Source organism: Vreelandella zhaodongensis (assembly GCF_013415115.1).
Lineage (GTDB): Bacteria > Pseudomonadota > Gammaproteobacteria > Pseudomonadales > Halomonadaceae > Vreelandella > Vreelandella zhaodongensis.
On sequence record NZ_JACCDD010000010.1, the window covers coordinates 24,086 to 45,423 of the forward strand.

At 52.4% G+C, this 21,338-nt stretch carries 22 protein-coding genes; 8 read left to right on the top strand and 14 right to left on the bottom strand.

The window, feature by feature from the left end:
- Position 1 precedes the first annotated feature (1 nt).
- A complete protein-coding gene (locus HZS79_RS15650; RefSeq protein ID WP_179928337.1) occupies positions 2 to 553 on the bottom strand; it encodes a TRAP transporter small permease subunit in 552 nt (183 codons plus the stop codon).
- Between the two features lie 23 nt (positions 554 to 576).
- Positions 577 to 1,584 carry a TRAP transporter substrate-binding protein gene (locus HZS79_RS15655; RefSeq protein WP_179928338.1) on the bottom strand — a complete coding sequence of 336 codons (1,008 nt, stop codon included), beginning with the start codon at positions 1,582 to 1,584 and terminating at the stop codon, positions 577 to 579.
- Positions 1,585 to 1,712: 128 nt separating this feature from the next.
- Here HZS79_RS15655 and HZS79_RS15660 point away from each other — a divergent pair, with 128 nt between their 5' ends.
- Positions 1,713 to 2,609: a LysR family transcriptional regulator gene (locus HZS79_RS15660; protein WP_179928339.1), complete on the top strand. Its 897-nt coding sequence runs from the start codon at positions 1,713 to 1,715 to the stop codon at positions 2,607 to 2,609.
- A 144-nt stretch (positions 2,610 to 2,753) separates the two neighbouring features.
- Positions 2,754 to 4,430 (top strand): dihydroxy-acid dehydratase, encoded by a 1,677-nt coding sequence (ilvD, locus tag HZS79_RS15665; RefSeq protein WP_179928340.1) that lies wholly within the window; start codon positions 2,754 to 2,756, stop codon positions 4,428 to 4,430.
- A gap of 120 nt (positions 4,431 to 4,550) precedes the next feature.
- Here the strand turns inward: ilvD and HZS79_RS15670 are convergent, their stop codons facing one another.
- The gene (locus HZS79_RS15670) at positions 4,551 to 4,823 is read right to left on the bottom strand and encodes an XRE family transcriptional regulator (RefSeq protein ID WP_038477068.1); all 273 of its coding nucleotides are present in this window, start codon (positions 4,821 to 4,823) and stop codon (positions 4,551 to 4,553) included.
- A 216-nt stretch (positions 4,824 to 5,039) separates the two neighbouring features.
- Here HZS79_RS15670 and purE point away from each other — a divergent pair, with 216 nt between their 5' ends.
- On the top strand, positions 5,040 to 5,552 hold the full coding sequence (gene purE, locus HZS79_RS15675) for a 5-(carboxyamino)imidazole ribonucleotide mutase (protein WP_162218856.1): 513 nt from the start codon (positions 5,040 to 5,042) through the stop codon (positions 5,550 to 5,552).
- Positions 5,553 to 5,564: 12 nt separating this feature from the next.
- Complete coding sequence (locus HZS79_RS15680; protein WP_162218857.1) at positions 5,565 to 6,704, top strand: 5-(carboxyamino)imidazole ribonucleotide synthase; 1,140 nt, start codon at positions 5,565 to 5,567, stop codon at positions 6,702 to 6,704.
- Positions 6,705 to 6,752: 48 nt separating this feature from the next.
- On the opposite strand, the gene HZS79_RS15685 is transcribed toward HZS79_RS15680, so the two are convergent.
- From HZS79_RS15685 to HZS79_RS15725, 9 genes are all read right to left on the bottom strand, one after another.
- On the bottom strand, positions 6,753 to 7,577 hold the full coding sequence (locus tag HZS79_RS15685) for a TraX family protein (protein ID WP_162218858.1): 825 nt from the start codon (positions 7,575 to 7,577) through the stop codon (positions 6,753 to 6,755).
- A gap of 92 nt (positions 7,578 to 7,669) precedes the next feature.
- A complete protein-coding gene (gene iadA / locus HZS79_RS15690) occupies positions 7,670 to 8,836 on the bottom strand; it encodes a beta-aspartyl-peptidase (RefSeq protein ID WP_179928341.1) in 1,167 nt (388 codons plus the stop codon).
- Between the two features lie 92 nt (positions 8,837 to 8,928).
- A complete protein-coding gene (locus HZS79_RS15695) occupies positions 8,929 to 9,726 on the bottom strand; it encodes a transporter substrate-binding domain-containing protein (protein WP_162218860.1) in 798 nt (265 codons plus the stop codon).
- Positions 9,727 to 10,070: 344 nt separating this feature from the next.
- Positions 10,071 to 10,841 (bottom strand): transporter substrate-binding domain-containing protein, encoded by a 771-nt coding sequence (locus tag HZS79_RS15700; RefSeq protein ID WP_162218861.1) that lies wholly within the window; start codon positions 10,839 to 10,841, stop codon positions 10,071 to 10,073.
- A gap of 179 nt (positions 10,842 to 11,020) precedes the next feature.
- Entirely contained in the window at positions 11,021 to 11,791 is a 771-nt protein-coding gene (locus HZS79_RS15705; protein ID WP_179928342.1) for a transporter substrate-binding domain-containing protein, read from the bottom strand.
- 197 nt (positions 11,792 to 11,988) lie between these two features.
- Positions 11,989 to 12,720 (bottom strand): ABC transporter permease, encoded by a 732-nt coding sequence (locus tag HZS79_RS15710; RefSeq protein WP_162218863.1) that lies wholly within the window; start codon positions 12,718 to 12,720, stop codon positions 11,989 to 11,991.
- A 1-nt stretch (position 12,721) separates the two neighbouring features.
- Entirely contained in the window at positions 12,722 to 13,423 is a 702-nt protein-coding gene (locus HZS79_RS15715) for an ABC transporter permease (protein ID WP_162218864.1), read from the bottom strand.
- Between the two features lie 15 nt (positions 13,424 to 13,438).
- The gene (locus HZS79_RS15720) at positions 13,439 to 14,209 is read right to left on the bottom strand and encodes an ABC transporter ATP-binding protein (RefSeq protein ID WP_162218865.1); all 771 of its coding nucleotides are present in this window, start codon (positions 14,207 to 14,209) and stop codon (positions 13,439 to 13,441) included.
- 241 nt (positions 14,210 to 14,450) lie between these two features.
- Positions 14,451 to 15,434, bottom strand: coding sequence for a succinylglutamate desuccinylase (locus HZS79_RS15725; RefSeq protein ID WP_162218866.1), 984 nt, complete (start codon positions 15,432 to 15,434; stop codon positions 14,451 to 14,453).
- 590 nt (positions 15,435 to 16,024) lie between these two features.
- Here HZS79_RS15725 and wrbA point away from each other — a divergent pair.
- Entirely contained in the window at positions 16,025 to 16,624 is a 600-nt protein-coding gene (gene wrbA / locus HZS79_RS15730) for an NAD(P)H:quinone oxidoreductase (protein WP_162218867.1), read from the top strand.
- A gap of 57 nt (positions 16,625 to 16,681) precedes the next feature.
- Here wrbA and HZS79_RS15735 read toward each other — a convergent pair whose 3' ends face one another.
- Entirely contained in the window at positions 16,682 to 17,755 is a 1,074-nt protein-coding gene (locus HZS79_RS15735) for a tartrate dehydrogenase (RefSeq protein ID WP_162218868.1), read from the bottom strand.
- A 17-nt stretch (positions 17,756 to 17,772) separates the two neighbouring features.
- The gene (locus HZS79_RS15740; RefSeq protein WP_179928360.1) at positions 17,773 to 18,297 is read right to left on the bottom strand and encodes a lipocalin family protein; all 525 of its coding nucleotides are present in this window, start codon (positions 18,295 to 18,297) and stop codon (positions 17,773 to 17,775) included.
- Positions 18,298 to 18,561: 264 nt separating this feature from the next.
- Here HZS79_RS15740 and HZS79_RS15745 point away from each other — a divergent pair, with 264 nt between their 5' ends.
- The 3 genes from HZS79_RS15745 (at position 18,562) to HZS79_RS15755 (ending at position 21,338) form a co-directional block, all read left to right on the top strand.
- Positions 18,562 to 18,981, top strand: a complete 420-nt coding sequence (locus HZS79_RS15745; protein ID WP_162218869.1) for a secondary thiamine-phosphate synthase enzyme YjbQ — start codon at positions 18,562 to 18,564, stop codon at positions 18,979 to 18,981.
- 113 nt (positions 18,982 to 19,094) lie between these two features.
- Positions 19,095 to 20,546: an alanine/glycine:cation symporter family protein gene (locus HZS79_RS15750; RefSeq protein WP_162218870.1), complete on the top strand. Its 1,452-nt coding sequence runs from the start codon at positions 19,095 to 19,097 to the stop codon at positions 20,544 to 20,546.
- Between the two features lie 183 nt (positions 20,547 to 20,729).
- A complete protein-coding gene (locus HZS79_RS15755; RefSeq protein ID WP_162218871.1) occupies positions 20,730 to 21,338 on the top strand; it encodes an FMN-dependent NADH-azoreductase in 609 nt (202 codons plus the stop codon).

Consider the following 21,338-nt stretch of genomic DNA (forward strand, 5'->3'; position numbering starts at 1 on the left):
GCTAGCCTCCCTTGGCAAGCGTGGTGGTAGTGCTGGGCAGCAGCCGCAGGATGCTACGACTGAGATGGGCCATCAGTTCGATTAGCAGTAAGGCATAGCCAGGCACGAGAAATAGGCGTGGAACCCATAGTGGGGTGCGAGTCATTGTTTGAGCACGCTCGCCACTGCTTAAGCTTTTGGTGAAGAGTTCCATGGCATGCCAAGCGAGAATAACGATGATGCCAATGGCCACTAGGGTGACCACGAATTCAAGAAGGGCGGCTGCCTGGTTAGGGAGTCGCTGAATCAGCAGCTCGACGCGGATGTGGCCCTTGGTTCGAAAGGTATCGGCTAAGCCCATAAAGGACAGAGCAACGAACAGATAGCCTACGTACTCCTCGACAAAGAAGAGACTACTGGTAAAGGGGAGTGCTCGGGCCAGTGTATTCACACTGACTAGCAACATCATCAGTATGATGGCGATAACGGCCAGCTCACGACCAATGCCTGAGGTCAGGCGAGACACCCTGTCGAGCAGGGTGTCGATCCTCCGTAAGGCGCGGATAAAGTGCATTACTTTAGCCCTCCTAGGGTCGCCTACTGTAGGCCTTGCTCATAGATTGAAAATGCTTGTTGTCCGAGCTCTCCGGTCTCCTCTAGCCACTCATCGCGGATTGGTTGGGTGCGTGTGCGAAATTCTTCCAGCGTATCGACATCTAGTCCGCTTACGGTGATGCCATACTGTTCGATGGAATCAATGAGGATGCGCATTGTGCCAATGTCTCGGTCGGTCTGAATTCGCTCATTGATCAGGCTTGCTTCCTCACGAACGATCTCTTGGAGATCCTCGGGAAGTGCTTCCATGGCGTCTTGGTTCACAAAGGTGAATTCCACCGGATAAGACCAGTTCCACCAGGTGTTGTTATCGACTACTTCATAAACACGAGCAGCGCGGGCACCGTCCATGCCGGTTAGAGCACCATCGATGGTACCCCGCTGTAACGACGTGTAGAGCTCGCCGAAGGCCACGGTGCTGGGTTCGCCACCGAGAAGGCGGATCATCTCGCCGCTTTCATGCCCAAAAACACGGATCTTTTGACCCTGCATTGCCTCAATACTGTTGAGTGGCCGGTTGGCATGGATCGCTGAGCCACTGATAACGAAGCCGGTCGTTAGCTCAGCGTTGTACTTGTCGGCAAAGATTTGCCGGTAATAAGGATCCTCTAACTCGGCGTAAGCCGCTTTGGCCTGTTCCAGGTTATCGAACAGAAAGGGCAGCCCGAGAAAGGCAATGGAAGGCTCCATTGAGCTTACATAGACATCGGCAGTATTGCCCATTTGGACGACACCATCCCGCACAGCTGACAGGATTTCTGCACCGCTGAAGGGGTGCTGGCCATAGGAGAGAAAGTTGATTTTCAGGCGACCGTCGCTACGCTCGCTGATGTTGTTGGCAAGCTCCTGATAAAGCGCCATATAGGAAATTGCGGGCGTTAGCGGTGAGACGAGCGTCCACTCATGGGTTTCCTGTGCCTGGGAGGTGGATGAGGCCCCCACTAGCATTGCAGCGGTGAGGACGAGCAGTGGAAAACGTTTCGTATGCATCGCAGATTACCTCGTTGGGGTGTTGTTTTTTTAGGGGTGGTACTGATAGTGGTACTGATAAAGATTGGCACAGCTTTCTTGATATTATAAATTGAATAATATCCATTATTGATAACAAAAAGGCATCAATGCTGCGAATCTCCGATCTTCAGGCTTTCGTTATGGTGGCCGACCTCAGTTCCTTTCATGCGGCGGCTGATCAACTCAATATTACCCAGCCGGCCTTGAGTCGACGCATTCACAAGCTAGAGGAGATGATTGGCGTGATGCTGTTCACCCGAACAACACGTCAGGTTCATCTAACCGCGGCAGGGCGCAATTTTCTTGAGCGGGCTCGTAAGATTGTCATCGACACCGAAGAGAGTTTGGCGAGTCTGCGCGGAGCTTCTTCAGACCGACGTGAACTGATACGCATTGGCTGTTTGCCATCGCTGGGTATGAAGCTGATTCCGCCGGTTCTGGACGAGTTCCTTAAGCGCTACCCGTTCGTCGCTCTCAGGGTATTGGACATGAACGCTATCGAATTAGTCGAAGAAGTGGCGAGAGGTACGCTAGATCTAGGTATCGGTATGTACACAGCCTCCAATCCCAATGTGCAGTTCAATTCGTTAGCTCGTGAGGCATTGGGAGTCGTCTGTCATCAGAAGCACCCGGTGGCTAAATGTGATGCGCTGCGCTGGCGGGATTTGCGCGACTATCCAATGGCATCGAATATCCAGCAGAGTGGCAATTGGCTGAAAATCCAACGTGCTCTTGAAGATGAGGCCATCCAGCTTAATTGGTTTCACCAAGTTCGTTCGATGCTTGGGGCAGTAATGACGGTGCAGAGTGGTGATGGCTTGGCGGTAGTGCCGCGCTCCGCTGTTGATGTGCTGGGCATTCCTGGTTTGGTGTTTCGAGAGGTTGCCGAACCCACCATTCATCGTGACATTGGCGTGTTGACCCCGAGTACTTCAATGCAGACGATTTATGTACGCGAGTTCGTCGCCAAAATAGAGGAGCACATGAGCTCACTTAATTGGTAGCGAGGCGGAAATTGGTAGAGGGGCGCAAAATTTATTCACGTTATCCCCTGACTGATATTTTGCCTTGCACGAGAGACAGGCCACCGCCAAGCTATGCGGATACCGTGCGTAAAGCGATGTGAGTCAAGCAAAGAGGAACTCCCTATGACCGAGCCTACTAACAATACCCGCCGCCATTCAGCCCAGGTGGTGGACGGCCCTGGCAAGGCGGCCAGCCGCGCGATGTTGCGGGCGGTGGGGTTTAACGATGATGACTTTACCAAGCCTCAGGTGGGCGTTGCGTCTACCTGGAGCATGGTGACCCCGTGCAATAGCCATATTGGTGAGTTGGCAGAGTTCGCCCGTGACGGTGCCGACGAGGCGGGTGGTAAAGGGGTAATCTTTAATACCATCACTATTTCCGATGGTATCGCCAACGGCACCGAAGGCATGAAGTACTCGCTGGTTTCCCGCGAAGTGATCGCCGATTCCATTGAAACCGTAGCGGGTTGTGAAGGCTTTGATGGGCTGGTGGCTATCGGCGGTTGCGATAAAAATATGCCGGGTTGCGTGATGGGCTTGGCGCGGCTGAATCGCCCCAGCGTGTTTGTGTATGGCGGCACCATTATGCCCGGCAAGGGCCATACCGATATCGTGTCGGTATTTGAGGCGATGGGTGCGCACTCCCGTGGTGATATTGATCTGATCGAGCTCAAAAACATCGAAGAAACCGCCATCCCTGGCCCGGGTTCCTGTGGCGGTATGTACACCGCCAACACCATGGCATCTGCCATTGAAGCACTGGGTATGAGCCTGCCGGGTAGCTCGGCGCAGAATGCTATTTCCCAAGACAAGCGCGATGACTGTAAAGCGGCAGGTGAGGCCGTGCTGGCACTGCTGGCCAGTGACATCAAGCCTTCTGACATCATGACCCGCGAAGCATTTGAGAATGCGATTACCGTGGTAATTGCGCTGGGTGGTTCTACTAACGCGGTGCTGCACTTGATTGGCATGGCGCGCACCATTGGTGTTGAACTGGCGCTTTCTGACTTCACTGAGATTGGCAAGCGCGTGCCGGTTCTCGCCGACCTTCGCCCCAGTGGCCACTATATGATGAGCGAGTTGGTGGCGATTGGCGGAATTCAGCCGCTGATGAAAATTCTGTTGGATGCTGGGCTACTGCACGGCGACTGCTTAACGGTGACGGGGAAAACGCTGGCCGAAAACTTAGCAGATGTTGAACCGTATCCCATGGATCAGCAGATTATTGCGCCGCTGGGTAACCCGCTTAAAGCCGAAAGCCATCTGCGTATTCTGTTTGGCAACCTAGCACCGGAAGGTGCCGTGGCCAAAATTACCGGCAAGGAAGGTACGCGTTTTAGCGGTTCCGCTCGGGTGTTTGGCTCTGAAGAAGAGGCCCAGGCGCGCATTAACGATGGCACCGTGGTGGCGGGCGATGTCGTGGTGATTCGTTATGAAGGCCCGAAAGGCGGCCCTGGCATGCGCGAAATGCTTACGCCAACGTCTGCGATTATGGGGCGCGGCCTGGGAAATGATGTGGCGTTGATTACCGATGGGCGTTTCTCTGGCGGCAGCCATGGCTTTGTTGTCGGGCACGTATCACCGGAAGCCTTCGATGGTGGCCCGCTGGCGCTGGTTCAGGATGGCGATGCCATTACCATTGATGCAGAAGCCGACACCATTGAGGTGGACATCAGCGATGAGGAAATGATGCGCCGCCGTGCCGCTTGGAAGCAGCCAGAACCGCGTTATCGTAAAGGTGTGCTAGCGAAGTATGCCAAGTTGGTCAGTTCTGCCAGTACCGGTGCTGTGACTGATTAAAGTGTGTCGCAATGCTGGCGGTGATGGCGCTAGGTAGGATAATGATGCCGCCCCAGTGAGTGGGGCGGATATTGTGAGAACACAATACTGAGGAAGTGAGATCACGTTCAGCGGCTGTTGCTATGGCGTCTCCAGCTCTAACGTGCGACGCAAGACGTTGAGTTCATCAACATCCAGGTGCTCTAACCTTCCGGCGAGCAGGTCGCTGATCTTTTGCACTGGAAGCCCCGCCCGGCGGGCGATTTCGCGGCTTCCCAGATCTGATACGGCGATCAGACGGGTAATAATACGCATAAGGCGCGTACGTTTTTCTAAATCCCTGACATCGAGGTCAGGGCTGCTTCGCGGAGGATCTAGCGTTTCTGCGTGAGCAGTTGAGTATGCCGTACTCATGGGACTCCATCAGTCTGAAATGACAAGCACACAATGCCGCCAACTCGCGCGCTTTTCAATGCTACTTTGATTAAAATTTCGATCTATTTACAAACGCGCTCAATGCGACTAGCTCTGGTAAACTATGCGCCTTCTAATTTCCTGGTGAGCCGTCTGTGGCAGGCGGCTCGTTAAACGCTTTATTGCTTTCGTAGGCCTTAGGCCGAGGAGTTTTACATGTCGAACAGCGCACCCAAAGTGGGCGTGATCATGGGGTCGAAATCTGATTGGCCCGTCATGGAACACGCGGTGGCGATGTTAGAGCGGCTGGGCGTTCCTTATGAAACTCGCGTTGTCTCCGCTCATCGCACTCCTGACTTGCTGTTCGATTACGCTAAAAGCGCTGCTGAACGTGGCCTGCAAGTGATTGTGGCAGGCGCTGGCGGTGCCGCTCATTTGCCGGGCATGGTGGCCTCCCAAACGGCGCTGCCAGTGTTGGGTGTGCCGGTGGAATCCAAAGCGCTTAAAGGTCTGGACTCGCTGCTTTCAATTGCCCAGATGCCTGGCGGCATTGCTGTTGGAACGCTGGCGATTGGTAAAGCAGGCGCGACCAATGCAGGCTTGTTGGCAGCACAAATTGTCGGTTTACAGGACACCGCCGTGCGTGAGGCGGTCGAGGCTTTCCGCGCAGAGCAAACCCAAATGGTGCTGGATAACCCAGACCCGCGCCCCGATGCGGAAGCGAACTAAGGAGTCCTGGTAATGAGCTCTGGCATCTCAAAAAACATCGGTGTGTTAGGTGCGGGCCAGTTAGGCCGCATGTTGGCGCTGGCGGGCTACCCGCTAGGTAATCGCTTCACGTTTCTAGACACGACGGGCAACCCAAGCGCGGGTATTGGCGATGTGATTGTCGACCCCAATAACCAGCACTTGGCGGAATTTCTCGATAAGGTCGATGTAGTGACCTATGAGTTTGAGCACTTGCCCGTAGCGCTGGTTGAGCAAATTGAGCAGCACAAGCCGGTTTACCCAGGAAGCCGAGCGATTGCGGTTTGCCAAAACCGTGTCGAAGAGAAAGCGTTATTTGACCGCTTAGGCATTCCCACGCCTGCTTATCGTATTGTTGAGAGCGCTGAACAGCTTGAGGCGGCCGCTAATGAACTGGGCTGCCCCGTTGTCGCTAAATCGGTGACTGAGGGCTATGACGGTAAAGGCCAAGCGGTACTCAAAGCGCCGGAACAGGCCAAAGAGGCGTGGAACAGTATTGGCCATCCCCAGTTGATCGTTGAAGCGTTTGTCGATTTTGTGCGGGAAGTCTCGATGATTGCCGTACGCGGCCGCGATGGGAGTGTGGTGTTTTATCCCATGGCGGAAAACCAGCACGTGGGCGGCATTTTACGCTACTCCGTTGCGCCGCTGCCGGATTTAGCTGCCAGCGTTCAAGAGACAGCCGACAGCTACATTCGCATGCTGTTGGATGAACTGGATTACGTGGGCGTGATGGCGTTGGAACTCTTTCAAACGCGTGATGGCAGCTTGCTGGCTAATGAGATGGCTCCACGGGTACACAATTCTGGCCACTGGACCATGGATGGCGCGGCCACCAGCCAGTTTGAAAACCATCTGCGCGCTGTACAAGGCCTTCCGCTTGGCAGCACTCAAGCCATTGCGCCCACCTGCATGGTGAACGTCATTGGTCAGGAAGGCGACAATGCCGCGATGCTGGCGATTGGCAATACTCACATGCACCGCTATGACAAAGAAGAGCGAGCAGGGCGTAAGCTCGCGCATGTCAATGTTATCGCTGACACGCATGCTGAGTTGCTTGAAAAAGTGCGTGCTTGTCAGGCACTGCTACCTGATGCGCCGCCAGTGGCGTGGAGTTTCGAAAGCTCGCTGTAATGACCGCACTGCCGAAAAGCCGCCCCAATAGGGCGGCTTTTTGATTGGTTATCTCGCCAGCTGACCGCTAAGCAGCAGCCATAGTGCGATTAAAGCAAAGTGCCCCGGATACCAAGCAAGCCATAGGCGGCGCGGCATGGCCAGTACCACAGGCGGAACGCGCTGAGCAGCCCCTGCTGCAAGCACGAGTACAACTATGCAGGTGCCTACCGTGAACGATTTTGCCATATCGGAGGCATTCATCTGACCTGCGATCCATAGCACTGGGAAGGCGGCTAAACCTGCCCACAAACGAGATTTTAGCGCGTCGCGAGTTTCGTTCAATGCCTGCATGGCGAACATTAATAGCGGAATTAGTAGCAAACCGTTATGGCCGTATTCCACCCAGAACCCCAGCAGATACCACAGTGTGACGCCTACCCCAGCGCCGAGCATTAGCCATCCGAAACCAATGGTTTGCTGTTGGTAGTGCTGCCAGCCTTGGCGCACTAAAGTACCTATCGCCAAACCACTGGCCAGCGTAAAGCAAACATTGAGAATAAAGGCATCTGAGGCGCGCGGCATCATCATGTAAGGGATTTGCGCTGCCAGGCCGATAATTAAAATACGCCATGCATAGCGCAGCGGGTTGCGTGTGTTAAACAGTCCGTGCCAAGCCACCATGGCCGCAAACAACGGAAACGCAATGCGGCCGATGGAAGAACCTGCCCAGCCTAAATCCCACCCGGTTGGCAGCACATAGCGCGTTAGGTGGTCCACCGTCATGGTCAATAGTGCTAGCCATTGTCCCCATGCTGTCCAGTGTGAAGAAGGACGTACGTCATGAGAAGTGTCTGTTGCGGTGAATGCCTGCGCAGTGGTTTGTTCAGCCATGGTACTTCCTTGTGAGTTTTTACTTACTGGGTTAGAGACCCAGTTTGGCTGAGCAAGTTCGGTGCATGTTGACGTGTCTTCAGTGAAACATGTTAGCCGCGTCCTTCAACACGACGTTCCATGTCGTAAACAGGGTGACCTAACGCCCATACTTGATCAATCGCCCAGTGCTCTTCAGAAAGAACGATAAAATCGGCGTCAGCACCAGGTACTAGGCGCCCTTTGCGAGGCAACTTTAGTGTATCGGCAGCAGTCGTCGATGCGCATCTTAAGGCATGCTCAATGCTGATACTGTGTTCATTGATACACTCGCCTAGTACCTCGAATAAGCTACTCAATCTACCGGGCTTAAGGCCCACAAAGCGCCGTTGGTCGTCAAATTCTGGCAGTGAGGCGTTGGCATCTGAGGATAGGCTGATTTGGCTAGGGTCAATGCGTGCTTTAAGTGCTCTGGCGACGGCTTCTGATGCTGGGACTTCGCCGCCAGCTAATAATTCTGGCGTCGTACTGGTAGTAAAGTCGATCAGGCCGCCTTCGCGAGCAAAGCGCAGGCCATCTTCAAACAACGCGGCGGTGCGGTTGATATGGGTAGGGTAGAACTGTGATAACGGGATAGCGCTGTGTTTAGCAACCTCACGCAGCGGTTCTAAGTGAGAGTCGGTATCGCCGGTGTGGATAAAGACAATCCCTGATTTTCCTGCCAACAAGCCTGCAGTACGGGCATCTGAGGCGAGCCGCGTTAGCTCCTGGGTCGTCGGTTGAGAACCTCGGTGATCGCTAATGGCGACTTCGCCCACACCAATAAACTCCGGAATATAGAGAATATCGCTGGCGATGGAGCCCGTGAGCGTTACCGGTGGCAGTTGATAAGAGCCTGTATAGGCGTAAGCGGTTAAGCCGCCAGCAGCGAGCTCTCGGGCTTTACCAATTAAATTAGCCGGTGTGCGAGTCAGTGCATCGGTGCCTAGAGCGCCAATCAGTGTCGTGACGCCAGAGGCACAGGCATCTTGCAGGCTTAGTTCTGCCGTTCGATTACCAAAACCACCTTCACCGCCACCACCGATATAGTGAACCAACGGATCGACTAAGCCAGGGATGACCCGTCGTCCTTCAAGGTCTACGGTGGTAATTAATGACCCCAGGTTCAACGCTTCGGAGGCGTCTATTACTGCCGCAATTCGCTGGTCAGCGATTAGCAAGTGGCATAGCCCACGGGGTTCTGGTGTGAAAAGCTGGGCATTTTTAACAAGAGTCAGCATGTGCTTCCCAAGGGGCAACAGGTGTAAGATGTGCGCCGGCCATTGGCCGGCGCAGAGATCGTGCTTATAGGCTAGACAATACTTAGTCGGACTTATAAACGAACATCGTAGTTGAAGTAGCGGTTCATGATTTCATCATAGGTGCCATCTTCTTTCAGTGCGCTCAATGCTTCATTGAACCGCTCTGCCAGGGCTTCATCCCGCGGACGAAATGCGACGCCTACCCCTTTACCAAAGATATGCTCAGGCTCTTTGATGAAATCGCTGATGCGTTGAAACTGGCTTTCAGGCGTATCAATTTCAATAGCGGCCTCAGCAATTGGATAATCCATAAAGGTGAGATCCAAACGCCCAGCAAGCAGGTCAGTGACGACGTCGTCGACGCCAGTGTAGCGGCGAATTTCTAGCACATCGCCGTAGAGTTCAGTGACGTAGTTATCCTGCAGCGTCGCCCGCTGAACACCGACTGTTAGACCTTCGAGACTGGCTCGGTCTTCAATGTCGATGTCGTGCTCATGGGTGGTGATCCAGGCGCTAGGTGTTGTGTAATAGGGCTCTGAAAACAGCACGCGTTGAGCCCGCTCATCGGTGATCGCCATAGACGACATAATGGCGTCGTAGTTACGGGCGAGAAGGCCAGGGATAATGCCGTCCCAGTCCTGCTCGACCCAGGTGCAGCTAATGTCTAGGTAGGCGCAAACGGCGTCGCCCAGTTCGATTTCAAAACCGGTAAGGGTGCCGTCAGCTTCACGGTACATAAAGGGCTCGTAGGGAATGTCGACGCCCAGACGAACTTCATCATAGTCTCGAGCGACCGCATTGGTAGTGACCAACGAGGTTGTAAAACCAACAGCTAAGATAGCGGCGAAGGGTAGCGTTGCATTACGCATAGTAGTCTCCTGAAGCATTTTTAAGTATGGGTAGTGACATGCCTAGCGGCAATTTACGTTAGCTAAAGCATGGGGGGGCGCTAAGCGCAGAATTGCTTTGCGTTATTATTAACGCACAGCAAGGATCACGCGCAGGGGCGTGAGATGGCACGGGCGTGCCAAGAGGGGAAGGCTATTCGTCGAACCACTCGCTCAGGTAGAACTGAGCAATATCGCCGTGGCTACCTGGGCGTAGCACACACAGGGGTGGCGATAGGATTGGCGCTTTAAAAAGAGGTGTATACATAGTTGCCTCTCGCGGTATAAGCCTCCCCTCAGTGGGGAGGCATACAGACTTCTAGTGCTTAATCTTCACCGAAGTAACGCTCGTGAATACGATCATAGGTGCCATCTTCTTTTACGGCAGCAATAGCTTTGTTAAAACGCTCGGCTAGGGCTTCATCACGTGGCCGAAGAGCAATGGCAAGTCCATCACCAAAGTACTTGTAGGGCTCATTGATCATATCGCCGATCACACGGTACTCACTGCGCTCGCTATCCAATAGCGTCGTTTTACCAACAGGGTAATTCACAAAGACGATATCGACGCGTTCTGCTTCCATATCCAGCAGCATATCATCCACGCTTGCGTAACGGCGAATGGTGGCGATATCCCCATATAAGTCAGTCGCGTAATTATCTTGCAGTGTGCCGCGCTGAACACCTAGGATCAGACCATCGATGTTCGCTTCGTTCACGTCTTCAAGTGCCATATCAACGGGGCCGAACCAAGCAGAGGGGACCGTTAAATAGGAGTCTGTGAACAGCACTTGGGCACGTCGCTCCTCGTTGATCGTCATCGAGGACATGATGGCGTCGTAATTACGCGCAAGCAGGCCAGGAATAATACCATCCCACTGCTGTTCTACCCATTCGCAGGTGACTTCCATTTGCTCGCAAAGGGCATTGCCGAGATCGATGTCAAATCCCGTAAGCTCACCTTCGGGGGTACGGTACTCCATCGGCTCGTAAGGAACATCGACACCAAAACGTATGTGGTCGTAGCTATCACGCGCTTGAGCGTGGCCAATGGCCAGAGATGCTGCGGTGATAGAGATGAGTATAAAACTTTTCATAAAGTTCCCTGTTAAAACGAGCCCTCAAATAGCTTGCTCAGCGCGGATGAACTAAAAGGTAAATGCGAGGCTTGCTTTATTGAGGTCGTCAGTACTCTTTATATTGTTGATTGTTTAGCTGTTTTGGTGGCATCTATAGAACACCCTCGGAGACCGAGGGTGTAATGAGCCGTTAGCCGTTATTCTTCGCCGAAGTAACGGGCGAAAATTTCATCATAGGTGCCGTCGTCTTGAAGTTCAGCTAATGCGTCGTTGAACCTCTCTGCCAGTGCTTCGTCACGCTGGCGGAAGGCGATACCAAAGCCGTCTCCGAAGTACTCTTTAGGTTCGCTGACCTGTTCACCAACGACAACGTAGTCAGTGTCTTCGTTATTGAGCAGGGTGGATTGGCCAATCGGGAAGTCCAGGAAAACGATATCCAAGCGCTGTGCCTGCATATCTAGCACCATGTCGTCCGCCGTGGAGTAGCGGCTGATGCTGGCAATGCTGTTGAAGTTGTCAGTGACGAAGTTGTCTTGCAGCGTACCGCGTTGAACGCCAATCGTTTTACCCGCCAAGGTTTCTTCATTGGCTTCGGTAATATCCAGAGTGCTGGGCGCGAACCAAGCAGATGGCATAGTGATGTAGGGGTCGGAGAACAGTACCTGCTGGCGGCGCTCATCGTTGATCGTCATTGATGACATGATAGCGTCGTAGTTGCGGGACAATAGGCCAGGAATAATACCATCCCACTCCTGTTCAACCCACTCGCAGGTAACGCCGATGCGATCACATAGCGCATTACCTAAATCGATATCAAAACCGGTCAACTCGCCATCGGCAGTACGGTACTCCATCGGTTCGTAAGGAACGTCGACGCCAATACGTACATGGTCGTAGTCTCGCGCCTGGGCAGAAGAAGCTGCCGCGATTGCTAGGCCAAGCACAGACATTGTTAGTAATTTTTTCATTCTTTTACTCCGTAGGAAGCTGGTTCACCAGAAGTTATCTTCTTTAACGTACCCCAGGTTGGCGCAAACGAAAAGAGCTATCTTAACTGTGAACCAACGTTTGTTTGACGGTCGTCAGTCAAACCTTATTGTTGTGGCTAGGCGACTTTTGCTAGGTGCTTTGTCGCTAAGTATAATTTTCCTTAAGTACAGTGTCGCTAGGTGTTTTGTGGCCTTAAGTGAGCTAACAGCTTTTTCTCCAAGAAGCGGAAGAAATACAAAATGGCAAATGTCAGGCAGAGGTAGATAGCTGCTACAAACAGGAAGGCTTCAAAGGGGGCGTAGAAACGGGCATAGACAAAGCGAGCTGCGCCTGTGAGATCCATCAGTGTCACAACGCTGGCAATCGCGCTGGCGTGAAGCATAAAGATCACCTCGTTGCCATAGGCTGGCAGGGCACGTCGGAAGGCACTGGGCAGAATAATACGCCGCATCATTAGGCTTTGAGACATACCGTAGGCGCGGGCCGCCTCAATTTCACCTTTCGCTGTGGCTTTGATAGCACCGCGGAAAATCTCGGTGGTATAAGCGGCCGTGTTAAGCGTGAAGGCAATCAGCGCCGGATAGAACGCTTCTCTCAGAATCGGCCATAAGAAGGTTTGTTGAATGCCATCGATAAACACCACACCGTAATAAATGATGTAGAGCTGAATCAGAAGTGGCGTACCACGAAATACATAGGTGTAAAAGTAGACTGGCAGACTAATCCACTTACGCTTTGAGCTGCGCATAATAGCGAGCGGTACGGCGAGCACTAACCCTGCCAACAGCGAAAGAAAGACGAGCTGGCTAGTGGTCACCAGTCCTTCCCAGTAATAGCCCAGGGTGGTAGGGGTGAAAATTAGGTTACCAGCCAGCAGGTCGTTGAACCACGCAGAAATATCCAGCATTTCACTGCCCCCCAAAGCCGATGTCGTAACGTTTTTGTAGCCGCGCAAAAATCCACTCGGATACACTGGCAATCAGTAAATAAACCGCCGCTACAGGAAGTAAGAAAGCGAAGGGTTCATGAGTGGCTCGGGATGCTTCTGCGGCTACACGCACCATGTCAGTCAAGCCGATTACCGAGACTAGGGCAGTGGTTTTGAGCAGCACCATCCAGTTGTTAGATAAGCCGGGGAGCGCATGGCGCATCATCTGTGGAAAGCGGATGCGTCGAAATACCAGCATATTACTCATTCCGTACGCTTTGCCTGCTTCGATCTGACCGTTATCAACGGCCATAAAGGCACCGCGGAAGGTTTCTCCCATATAAGCACCAAAGATAAAGCCAATGGTAAGAACACCTGCTGCAAATGCATTGAAATTTATATAAAAATCAATGTCATAGTTGTAGTAGAGTACGTCGCTGAGGGCATTGAAACCGATCTGGCCGCCAAAAAACAGCAGCATCATCAGTACTAAGTCGGGTACGCCACGAATGACAGTGGTGTAAACCGTTGCGGTGCGGTGTAGCAGCCAGCTACGCGACATCTTGGCAGTCGCGGTGAGTAGACCCAGTATAATCGCCAGAATAAGCGACAGGACTGCTAATTGAAGTGTGACGCCCGCCCCTTCGATCAGGCGGGGGCCGTAACCTTGCAAATCAAGCATGGTATGCCTCGCAGATCAGTATTTGGGGGCTAGGAATTGCTTTAGGCGCGGTGATTGCGGGTTGCCGAGTACATCTGCAGGCGCACCAGCTTCTTCCACTAAACCTTCGTGCAGGTAAATCACTTTGCTGGATACATCTCTGGCAAAGCTCATTTCGTGGGTCACTACCACCATCGTGCGGCCCTCATCGGCTAAGTCACGCATGACCTTTAGTACATCGCCAACAAGCTCTGGGTCGAGTGCTGATGTAGGCTCGTCAAACAGCATTACTTCAGGATCCATTGCCAGCGCTCGGGCAATGGCACCTCGTTGTTGTTGACCACCGGACATTTGTGCTGGGTAAGCATTGGCACGTGCGCTTAACCCAACGCGCTCCAGCAGGGCGTGAGCTTGCTCCACCGCCTCTTTTTTGGGTTTGCCCAAGACATGAATAGGCGCTTCGATGATGTTTTCAAGCAGCGTCAAATGAGCCCACAGATTAAAACTTTGGAAGACCATCGACAGCTTGGCACGCATTTGTACCACTTGCTTCCAGTCAGCGGGTTCACGACCATGCTTGGTAGTTTTAAAGCGTATTTGTTCGCCGTGGACGAAAAGCTCGCCATCGTCAGGCTGTTCCAGCAGGTTCATACAGCGCAAGAAGGTGCTCTTGCCTGACCCAGAAGCACCGATAAGAGTGATGACATCACCCTTTTGAGCTTCGAGTGAGAGGCCTTTGAGTACCTCTGTATCGCCAAAGCGCTTTTTTATATTGCGCACTTCTAGGGGGGTAGGCGTAACGGCCATAATGTAGGCTCCAGTACAGGGTTGCCGCAGCAGCAACAGGTTTAAAACATATGCTTGATTGGCGGCTGGCGCGAAAAAAGGGGCGATTCTATCAGGCCTTGCGTATATTGCGCGCTTTCCTTACATGCTAAATAGGGAAGGCAGCTGTCTTTTAGCATATTCGCAGGACTTGAATCACCTCTACGTTATTGTTGTTAATACAATTTATTTTTTGCCATGGTCAGCGTGATAGTGTGGAAAGCTAAGCAGCGTGCGTTGGCGTAACCAATAGCGCTGCCCGTGCGCCAATCTCGACTTGTGAGTTGGGAAATACCACATGTAATGGTGTATCGCCGACAATAAAATCACCTGCCACGCTGTCCTTTGCTAGACAGGTGCCTGGCTCAAAACGGCTAAAATTAGGTACGTCTTCATCAAAACAGAGGCTAAAGGCCTCTGCCTGGCGCATTAGTTCATGCTTAACTTGGAAAAATGTCATCATTTGAGCAGGTTTCTTGGGGGGCTCCTCCCCAGCGCTGAGAGTGCAAATGAGCGTTAGCATTGGCGCTAACGCAGCCATATCGTTTTTTCCAAACGGAGCCACACGCCCCAGTTCGAAAGTAAACGCTTGGGCTGCGTGATAGTGCTTGCTGTAGTGAGAGAATGTCCAGCTGTGTTGGTGCTGGTGCAGTACTGCCTGCATATCCGCCGCCGCTAGCCATTGCCACTGTTCAGGGGCAATCACGGTTTCCGCGTAGGGTTCTACGACGAAGCGGGTGTAGAGGCTGCCGCGGATGGCTGTGTGTAAATCGTAGTGGAGTTTGGGTAGCGCTTGATGGCGGTCATAAAAGGCATCTATTGCTGACATTAATTCGCGAGCCCGGTCAGGCTCCTCACCTGTCTCGGTAAGTTCGCGGTTAAATAAGCGGTTAAGATTCGTCGTGATAAAGCGCTGCTGAGCCTTCAGGGCAGGGATGTTACCTAAAATCACTAGTACTGGAGCACCTAACGTCACCGTGCCAGCTTCAATGGCAGATAGCCAGTTACCCAGTAATTCCACCGGTGCTGTTTCGTTGCCATGTATCGCGGCTGAAAACACGCAGGCATGCGCAACTGGGCGAACGTTACTCGGAGTTATCTCCAAAATTCCCGGTGCATGCAGTTGGTAGGTACCGCTAGCAAAGCGGCCTAACCGCGGTATGGGATATTTGCCATCGAGCGTCCAATCAAGCCATTGGCCAAGCATGAAGTTTTCCTTGCGCAGGGAGCGTCAGCTTTTTGTAATGTTGTACCTTTAACATGATGAAGCGTTATCACAAGGGGGGACGTCGATAGCATGAAAAACGCAGGTGCGAACATGAAAATTAACCCATAAAAAAACGCCTATACGGATTGATGTATAAGCGTTTTCATTTTTAGTTTTTGCTAATTATGGGGCGTTAATCAGCCTGCTGCCGTCGCATTTCAGACTGGTAATCCATTGCAAACGACGACTTTTGTTGCATCCTTAATCCGTGGCCCGCTGACGGAAACACTTCTTGCTCTTCTTCATCGAGGTAATGAGTGACAAGGTGCTGAAATTATTTTGTTAGCGGAGATTGTTAAAAAAAGATGGGCGTAAAAGGGGGAGGTAGGCAAGCTAGCGTTAAAAGTACAAGGCGGAAAGCAGCGTTGCCCATCGACAAAATCGAAGGAGCGCATCGAAAACATTCGCTTTTTTCTACGCTGAGCTGAGCTATTTTATTAGTAGATTTTCACAAGCCCGAGACGGGTGGTGAATAGCAGCATCGATAGCACTATCAATAGCACTATCAATAGCACTACAAGGAGTGAGTAATGACAAAGGTATTAGTTCTTTATTATTCCATGTACGGCCATATAGATACGCTAGCCGCTGCGGTGGCAGAGGGCGCGAAAAGTGTTGATGGTGTTGAAGTTGCCGTCAAACGTGTTCCTGAAACCATGCCAGAAGGCGCATTCAAAAATGCTGGCGGTAAACAGGACTTCACCACGCCAGAGGCGACTCCACAAGAGCTTGCTGACTACGACGCAATCATTTTCGGCACGCCAACACGGTTTGGTAATATGGCGGGCCAGATGCGTACTTTCTTAGATCAAACAGGTGGGCTGTGGGCCAATGGTGCGCTGCGTGGCAAGGTGGCGAGTGTGTTTACCTCCACTGGTACTGGCGGCGGTGATGAAATGACGATTACCTCTACCTGGACGACGCTGGCGCACCACGGCATGGTGATTGTGCCGATTGGCTATGGCATCGAAGAGCAGTTTGATATTTCTAAAGTGAGCGGTGGAACACCCTATGGGGCATCCACGCTTGCCGGCGGCGACGGTTCACGTCAGCCAGATGACCGTGAGCTGAAAATTGCCCGTTTCCAGGGCAAGCATGTCGCAGAAATTGCCGCGAAGCTGGCGAGCTAACACCCGCCAACATGCTAGAGACGCAATGCCTCACTGCTTAACAGTGAGGCATTTTTGTTAGCTGCCAATACGTTCAGCAATTGCTTGGCCTAGGCTTAGCGTATTTCCTTGCCCGCCAATATCGCGGGTGAGCACTTGGTTATTGCCTTCGCTCAACACATCTTCAATGGCTTTTACCATCGTATCGGCGGCTTCTTGATAGCCCAGGTGCTCTAGCATCATGGCCCCCGACCAGATTTGGCCAATAGGGTTGGCAATACCTTTGCCTGCGATGTCTGGTGCGCTACCGTGAACCGGCTCAAACAGGCTGGGGAATTTGCCTTCTGGGTTGATATTGGCAGAGGGCGCAATGCCGATAGTGCCCGTGCAGGCTGGTCCAAGGTCTGAAAGGATATCGCCAAACAGATTGCTGCCGACCACCACATCAAACCAGTCTGGGTGCAGTACAAAGTTAGCGGTCAGAATATCGATGTGGAATTTATCTACTGCAATGTCGGGATACTGTTTTGCCATTTCGGCAACCCGCTCATCCCAGTAGGGCATGGTGATTGAAATGCCGTTGGACTTGGTGGCCGAGGTAAGCTTTTTACGCGGGCGGGTTTGCGCAAGGTTAAACGCATACTTCAGCACCCGATCGACGCCGATGCGGCTCATTACCGTCTCTTGAAGAACAACCTCACGCTCGGTGCCTTCGAACATTTTGCCACCGACACTTGAATATTCTCCTTCGGTGTTTTCGCGCACCACGTAAAAATCGATATCGCCCGGCTCACGGCCTGCTAATGGACTTTTGATGCCGGGCATGAGTTTGCAGGGGCGCAGGTTGATGTATTGATCAAATTGGCGGCGAAACTGGAGCAGTGAGCCCCACAGTGAAATATGGTCGGGCACTTTGTCGGGCCAGCCAACGGCCCCGTAAAACAGCGCATCAAAACTCTTAAGCTGATCGAACCAGTCGTCGGGCAGCATTTTGCCGTGCTCTAAATAGTAATCGCAGCTACCAAATTCAAAGGTGGTGAGTGCCAGGTCAATGTTGAAACGCTTTGCGGCAGCTTCCAGGGCGCGAATACCTTCGGGCATGACTTCGGTACCAATACCGTCGCCAGCGATGACTGCAATACGGTGGACCATAGTGGCTCCTTGTGTTGTTAGCGTTCGGGACAGGTTTGATCTTGTACGACGTCAATCAACTCATCGGTAGGAAAATTAAGCTCAGCGGCGCGTTGGCGCAGTCGCTCTTCCACCGTGCTTTCCATGGTTGGCGTGCGCGAGAGAATCCATAGGTAGTTGCGATTCGGGCCTGATACCAGCGCCCACTGATAGTTGTCGTCCAGTTCTAAAATGTTGTAGCCGCCGTAGAAAGGGCCAAAGAAACTGACTTTTAAGCGCCCGACGCTTTCATCGTCAATAAAGTAGGCACGGCCTTCGGCCTCATTCCACTCTTGCTCTGTGAGATTGTAGCCACGGTTGATGACGCGTACGCCGCCGTCGTCACGCAGGCTGTAGTCAGCCGTAACGCAGTCTAAGTTGCGCTCAAAGGAGTGATCTAGGCGGGCGATTTCATACCATTGACCTAAATAATGGTTAAGTTCAAAGCCTGTGACAGGCTCTGTGCCGTCAGGAATGCCGGTGCAGCCAGCCAACAAGAGGCCGTTTAATGCCACGATACCCATCCCTTTTCCTACTGTTTTTTTTGGGGATTTTCCCATGGCCTTTTCCGTGACTCTCTCCATTACATTGCGTGGCGTTTGTGCAGAGATGGGCATCACACGGTCCTTTTTAATGAATGGTATATAAGTGTTAAACCTATCAGTATGAAGAAATAAGCGCTATGTGGGCTGCCTTTTAGCGAAGCTTCTCTGGTGATGAGGGGGAAATGCGCTATGTTGATTCTGTGCTGAAGATCCTCTTGCAAGACTGACAACAATGGAGTGTTTATGTGGCATCAACAAGAGATTCATCTGTCGGCAATGCCTAGAGGCTTTCATCTGATTACCGATGAGATTGCCAGAGCATTGCCGTGCTTAGCAGAGTGTAGCCGGGGACTGCTGCATCTTCAGTTAATGCATACGTCTGCATCGCTGACCCTGAATGAAAACACCGACCCTGACGTGCGCCATGACCTAGATGCCTTTATACGTCGTTTGGTGCCTGAAGGACTGAACTATTTTCAGCACACATTAGAAGGACCTGACGATATGCCTGCTCATGTTGCATCAAGTTTATTAGGCACTCAGCTTACCGTTGCTGTTCGTGATGGTCGGCTCGCGCTGGGCACGTGGCAGGGGATTTGGCTAGGCGAGCACCGGGAGCAGGGAGGTTCGAGGCGCGTTATAGTGACATTAACTGGTTGCTAGTGATAATGCGGGTGTTGATACGGCAGATGTACTAATTTTCCATTTTTCTTGCCATTTTGGTGCAACCGTGAAGAATGATGCGCCTTCATTGTTATAAAAAAGGTGCGTTACGTATGGATTTTACTATTCCACCCCTGTTGACGGCGATGGTTGATCGCGGCAACGGGCTGCTATGGGGCAGTGTGCTGATTTATCTGCTGATCGGTGCTGGTCTCTATTTTACCGTTATGACTCGCGGTATCCAGGTGCGTTATTTCGGTCACATGTTCAAGCTGCTGCGCAGCTCACGCCAGTCTAATGGCGGTATTTCGTCGTTTCAGGCGCTGTCCACCAGTTTGGCGGCAAGGGTAGGCACTGGTAACTTAGCCGGTGTAGCAGTGGCGATTTATTTTGGTGGTCCCGGCGCGATTTTCTGGATGTGGATGACCGCGATGGTCGGTATGGCGACTAGTTTTGTGGAGTCTACCCTGGCGCAGGCGTACAAGGTGGATCACGGTGACAATACTTTCCGTGGTGGCCCTGCCCGCTATATTGAGCGTGGTTTGGGATTGCGCTGGCTGGCGGTGCTGTTTTCAATCTGCCTGATCATTGCCTTTGGGCTGGCGTTTAACAGCGTGCAGGCTAACTCCATCGCCCAGGCAATGGAGCAGGCATTTGCCATTCCCACTTGGGCCATGGGCTTGGTACTGATGGCGGTGGTTGCGCCGATTATCTTTGGCGGCTTGAAGTCCATCGCGAAAGTGGCTGAATTGGTTGTGCCGCTAATGGCTCTCCTGTACTTAGTATTGGCGCTAGTGGTCGTAGGCCTGAATATCAGTGATTTGCCCGCCGCGTTTATGACGATCATTAAAAGTGCCTTTGGTATTGAACAGGCAGCTGGTGGTGCAATGGGGTATGCCATTTCCCAGGCCATCATGAGTGGTATTCAGCGCGGCCTGTTTTCCAATGAGGCCGGTATGGGCTCGGCACCTAATGCTGCCGCGACAGCAAGCACGCGACCTAATCATCCGGCCGCACAAGGGTTTATCCAGATGCTAGGTGTGTTCTTGGATACCTTGGTAATTTGTACCGCCACCGCTGCTATTATCATCATGGCAGGCCCTGAGCTGCTCATGAGTGACGAAAACAACGGCATCCAGTTGACTCAGATGGCGCTTTCTAGCCACGTGGGCGAGTGGGGCGGTATGTTTATTGCCGTGGCAATCTTGCTGTTTGCGTTTACTTCGGTGATTGCTAACTACTCTTATGGGGAGTCCAACATTGAGTACTTGGCTGGCCGTCGCGCGCCGGTTGCGGTATTGATTTACCGTTTGGCTGTATTGGGAATGGTCATGGTGGGCTCAGTGGCAAGTCTGGGCGCGATCTGGAACTTTGCGGACCTTTCCATGGGCATGATGGCGATCATTAACTTAGTCGCTATTCTGTTGCTATCGCCGATTGCCTTTGCGCTGTTCCGCGACTACGACACACAGCTTAAAGCTGGCAAAGAGCCGGTATTTGATCCAAGCCAATTCCCCAAACTGGCAGACAAAGTAGATCCTAACGCATGGCCAAAGCGGAAATAACCGCTATCCATTAACGTTATGGATGAAAGCCCCGTTACTGTCGAGTATGACAGGACGGGGCTTTTTTGTTGCGCAACAATTCGATTTTGTCGAATGAAACTGGGAAAACGTTGCGCTTTTGATAATCGAAAAGCGCCGTAAAATAGTCTCCAACGATCCCACTGATGTTTCAGGAGCCTATCAATGACCCTACGTACACTGCTTGTAACCTCTTCTATTCTGGGCGAAAACGGCCAGTCCAACGCGCTAGCCAACCATTTTAAAACCCAGACGGAAGCCCGCGAAGACGTGGTGGTTACCCATCGCGATGTAGTGGCCAATGCATTACCGCACCTTGCCATTGAAGAGCTTGGCGCTTGGCAAACGCCTGCGGAAGAGCGCAGTGCTGAACAGCAGGCGTTAGCGGCTCATTCTGATGAACTGTTGGCAGAGCTGCGAGCTAATGATGTGCTGGTGTTGGCGGTGCCACTCTACAATTTGGGCATTCCTTCCCAGTTGAAAGCGTGGTTTGACCGCGTGCTGCGCGCTGGTGAAACCTTCCGCTACACTGAAAACGGCCCGCAAGGTTTGATCGAAGGTAAGCGTGCAATTATTTTAGCTGCTCGCGGTGGTCAGTACGCGGGGACTGAATTAGATAGCCAGACGCCGCATCTAAAAACCATGCTTGGTTTGATGGGCATTAGCGATGTTGAGATCGTCTTTGCGGAAGGTTTGAGCATGGGAGATACTCAGCGTGATGCTACGCTAAAAGAGGCGTTTCAAGCCATCGATCAGCTGGTCGAAACGCTCTAG

Excerpts from the sequence above, each read along its gene's own strand:
- HZS79_RS15740 (WP_179928360.1), bottom strand. The coding sequence starts at position 18,297 with ATGGGTATCGTGGCATTAAACGGCCTCTTGTTGGCTGGCTGCACCGGC.
- HZS79_RS15725 (WP_162218866.1), bottom strand. The coding sequence starts at position 15,434 with ATGCTTGGCCAATGGCTTGATTGGACGCTCGATGGCAAATATCCCATA.
- HZS79_RS15715 (WP_162218864.1), bottom strand. The coding sequence starts at position 13,423 with ATGCTTGATTTGCAAGGTTACGGCCCCCGCCTGATCGAAGGGGCGGGC.
- HZS79_RS15680 (WP_162218857.1), top strand. The coding sequence starts at position 5,565 with ATGAGCTCTGGCATCTCAAAAAACATCGGTGTGTTAGGTGCGGGCCAG.
- iadA (WP_179928341.1), bottom strand. The coding sequence starts at position 8,836 with ATGCTGACTCTTGTTAAAAATGCCCAGCTTTTCACACCAGAACCCCGT.
- HZS79_RS15700 (WP_162218861.1), bottom strand. The coding sequence starts at position 10,841 with ATGAAAAGTTTTATACTCATCTCTATCACCGCAGCATCTCTGGCCATT.
- ilvD (WP_179928340.1), top strand. The coding sequence starts at position 2,754 with ATGACCGAGCCTACTAACAATACCCGCCGCCATTCAGCCCAGGTGGTG.
- HZS79_RS15745 (WP_162218869.1), top strand. The coding sequence starts at position 18,562 with ATGTGGCATCAACAAGAGATTCATCTGTCGGCAATGCCTAGAGGCTTT.
- HZS79_RS15720 (WP_162218865.1), bottom strand. The coding sequence starts at position 14,209 with ATGGCCGTTACGCCTACCCCCCTAGAAGTGCGCAATATAAAAAAGCGC.
- HZS79_RS15650 (WP_179928337.1), bottom strand. The coding sequence starts at position 553 with ATGCACTTTATCCGCGCCTTACGGAGGATCGACACCCTGCTCGACAGG.
- HZS79_RS15710 (WP_162218863.1), bottom strand. The coding sequence starts at position 12,720 with ATGCTGGATATTTCTGCGTGGTTCAACGACCTGCTGGCTGGTAACCTA.
- HZS79_RS15750 (WP_162218870.1), top strand. The coding sequence starts at position 19,095 with ATGGATTTTACTATTCCACCCCTGTTGACGGCGATGGTTGATCGCGGC.
- wrbA (WP_162218867.1), top strand. The coding sequence starts at position 16,025 with ATGACAAAGGTATTAGTTCTTTATTATTCCATGTACGGCCATATAGAT.
- HZS79_RS15670 (WP_038477068.1), bottom strand. The coding sequence starts at position 4,823 with ATGAGTACGGCATACTCAACTGCTCACGCAGAAACGCTAGATCCTCCG.
- HZS79_RS15660 (WP_179928339.1), top strand. The coding sequence starts at position 1,713 with ATGCTGCGAATCTCCGATCTTCAGGCTTTCGTTATGGTGGCCGACCTC.
- HZS79_RS15735 (WP_162218868.1), bottom strand. The coding sequence starts at position 17,755 with ATGGTCCACCGTATTGCAGTCATCGCTGGCGACGGTATTGGTACCGAA.
- HZS79_RS15685 (WP_162218858.1), bottom strand. The coding sequence starts at position 7,577 with ATGGCTGAACAAACCACTGCGCAGGCATTCACCGCAACAGACACTTCT.
- HZS79_RS15655 (WP_179928338.1), bottom strand. The coding sequence starts at position 1,584 with ATGCATACGAAACGTTTTCCACTGCTCGTCCTCACCGCTGCAATGCTA.
- purE (WP_162218856.1), top strand. The coding sequence starts at position 5,040 with ATGTCGAACAGCGCACCCAAAGTGGGCGTGATCATGGGGTCGAAATCT.
- HZS79_RS15695 (WP_162218860.1), bottom strand. The coding sequence starts at position 9,726 with ATGCGTAATGCAACGCTACCCTTCGCCGCTATCTTAGCTGTTGGTTTT.
- HZS79_RS15755 (WP_162218871.1), top strand. The coding sequence starts at position 20,730 with ATGACCCTACGTACACTGCTTGTAACCTCTTCTATTCTGGGCGAAAAC.
- HZS79_RS15705 (WP_179928342.1), bottom strand. The coding sequence starts at position 11,791 with ATGAAAAAATTACTAACAATGTCTGTGCTTGGCCTAGCAATCGCGGCA.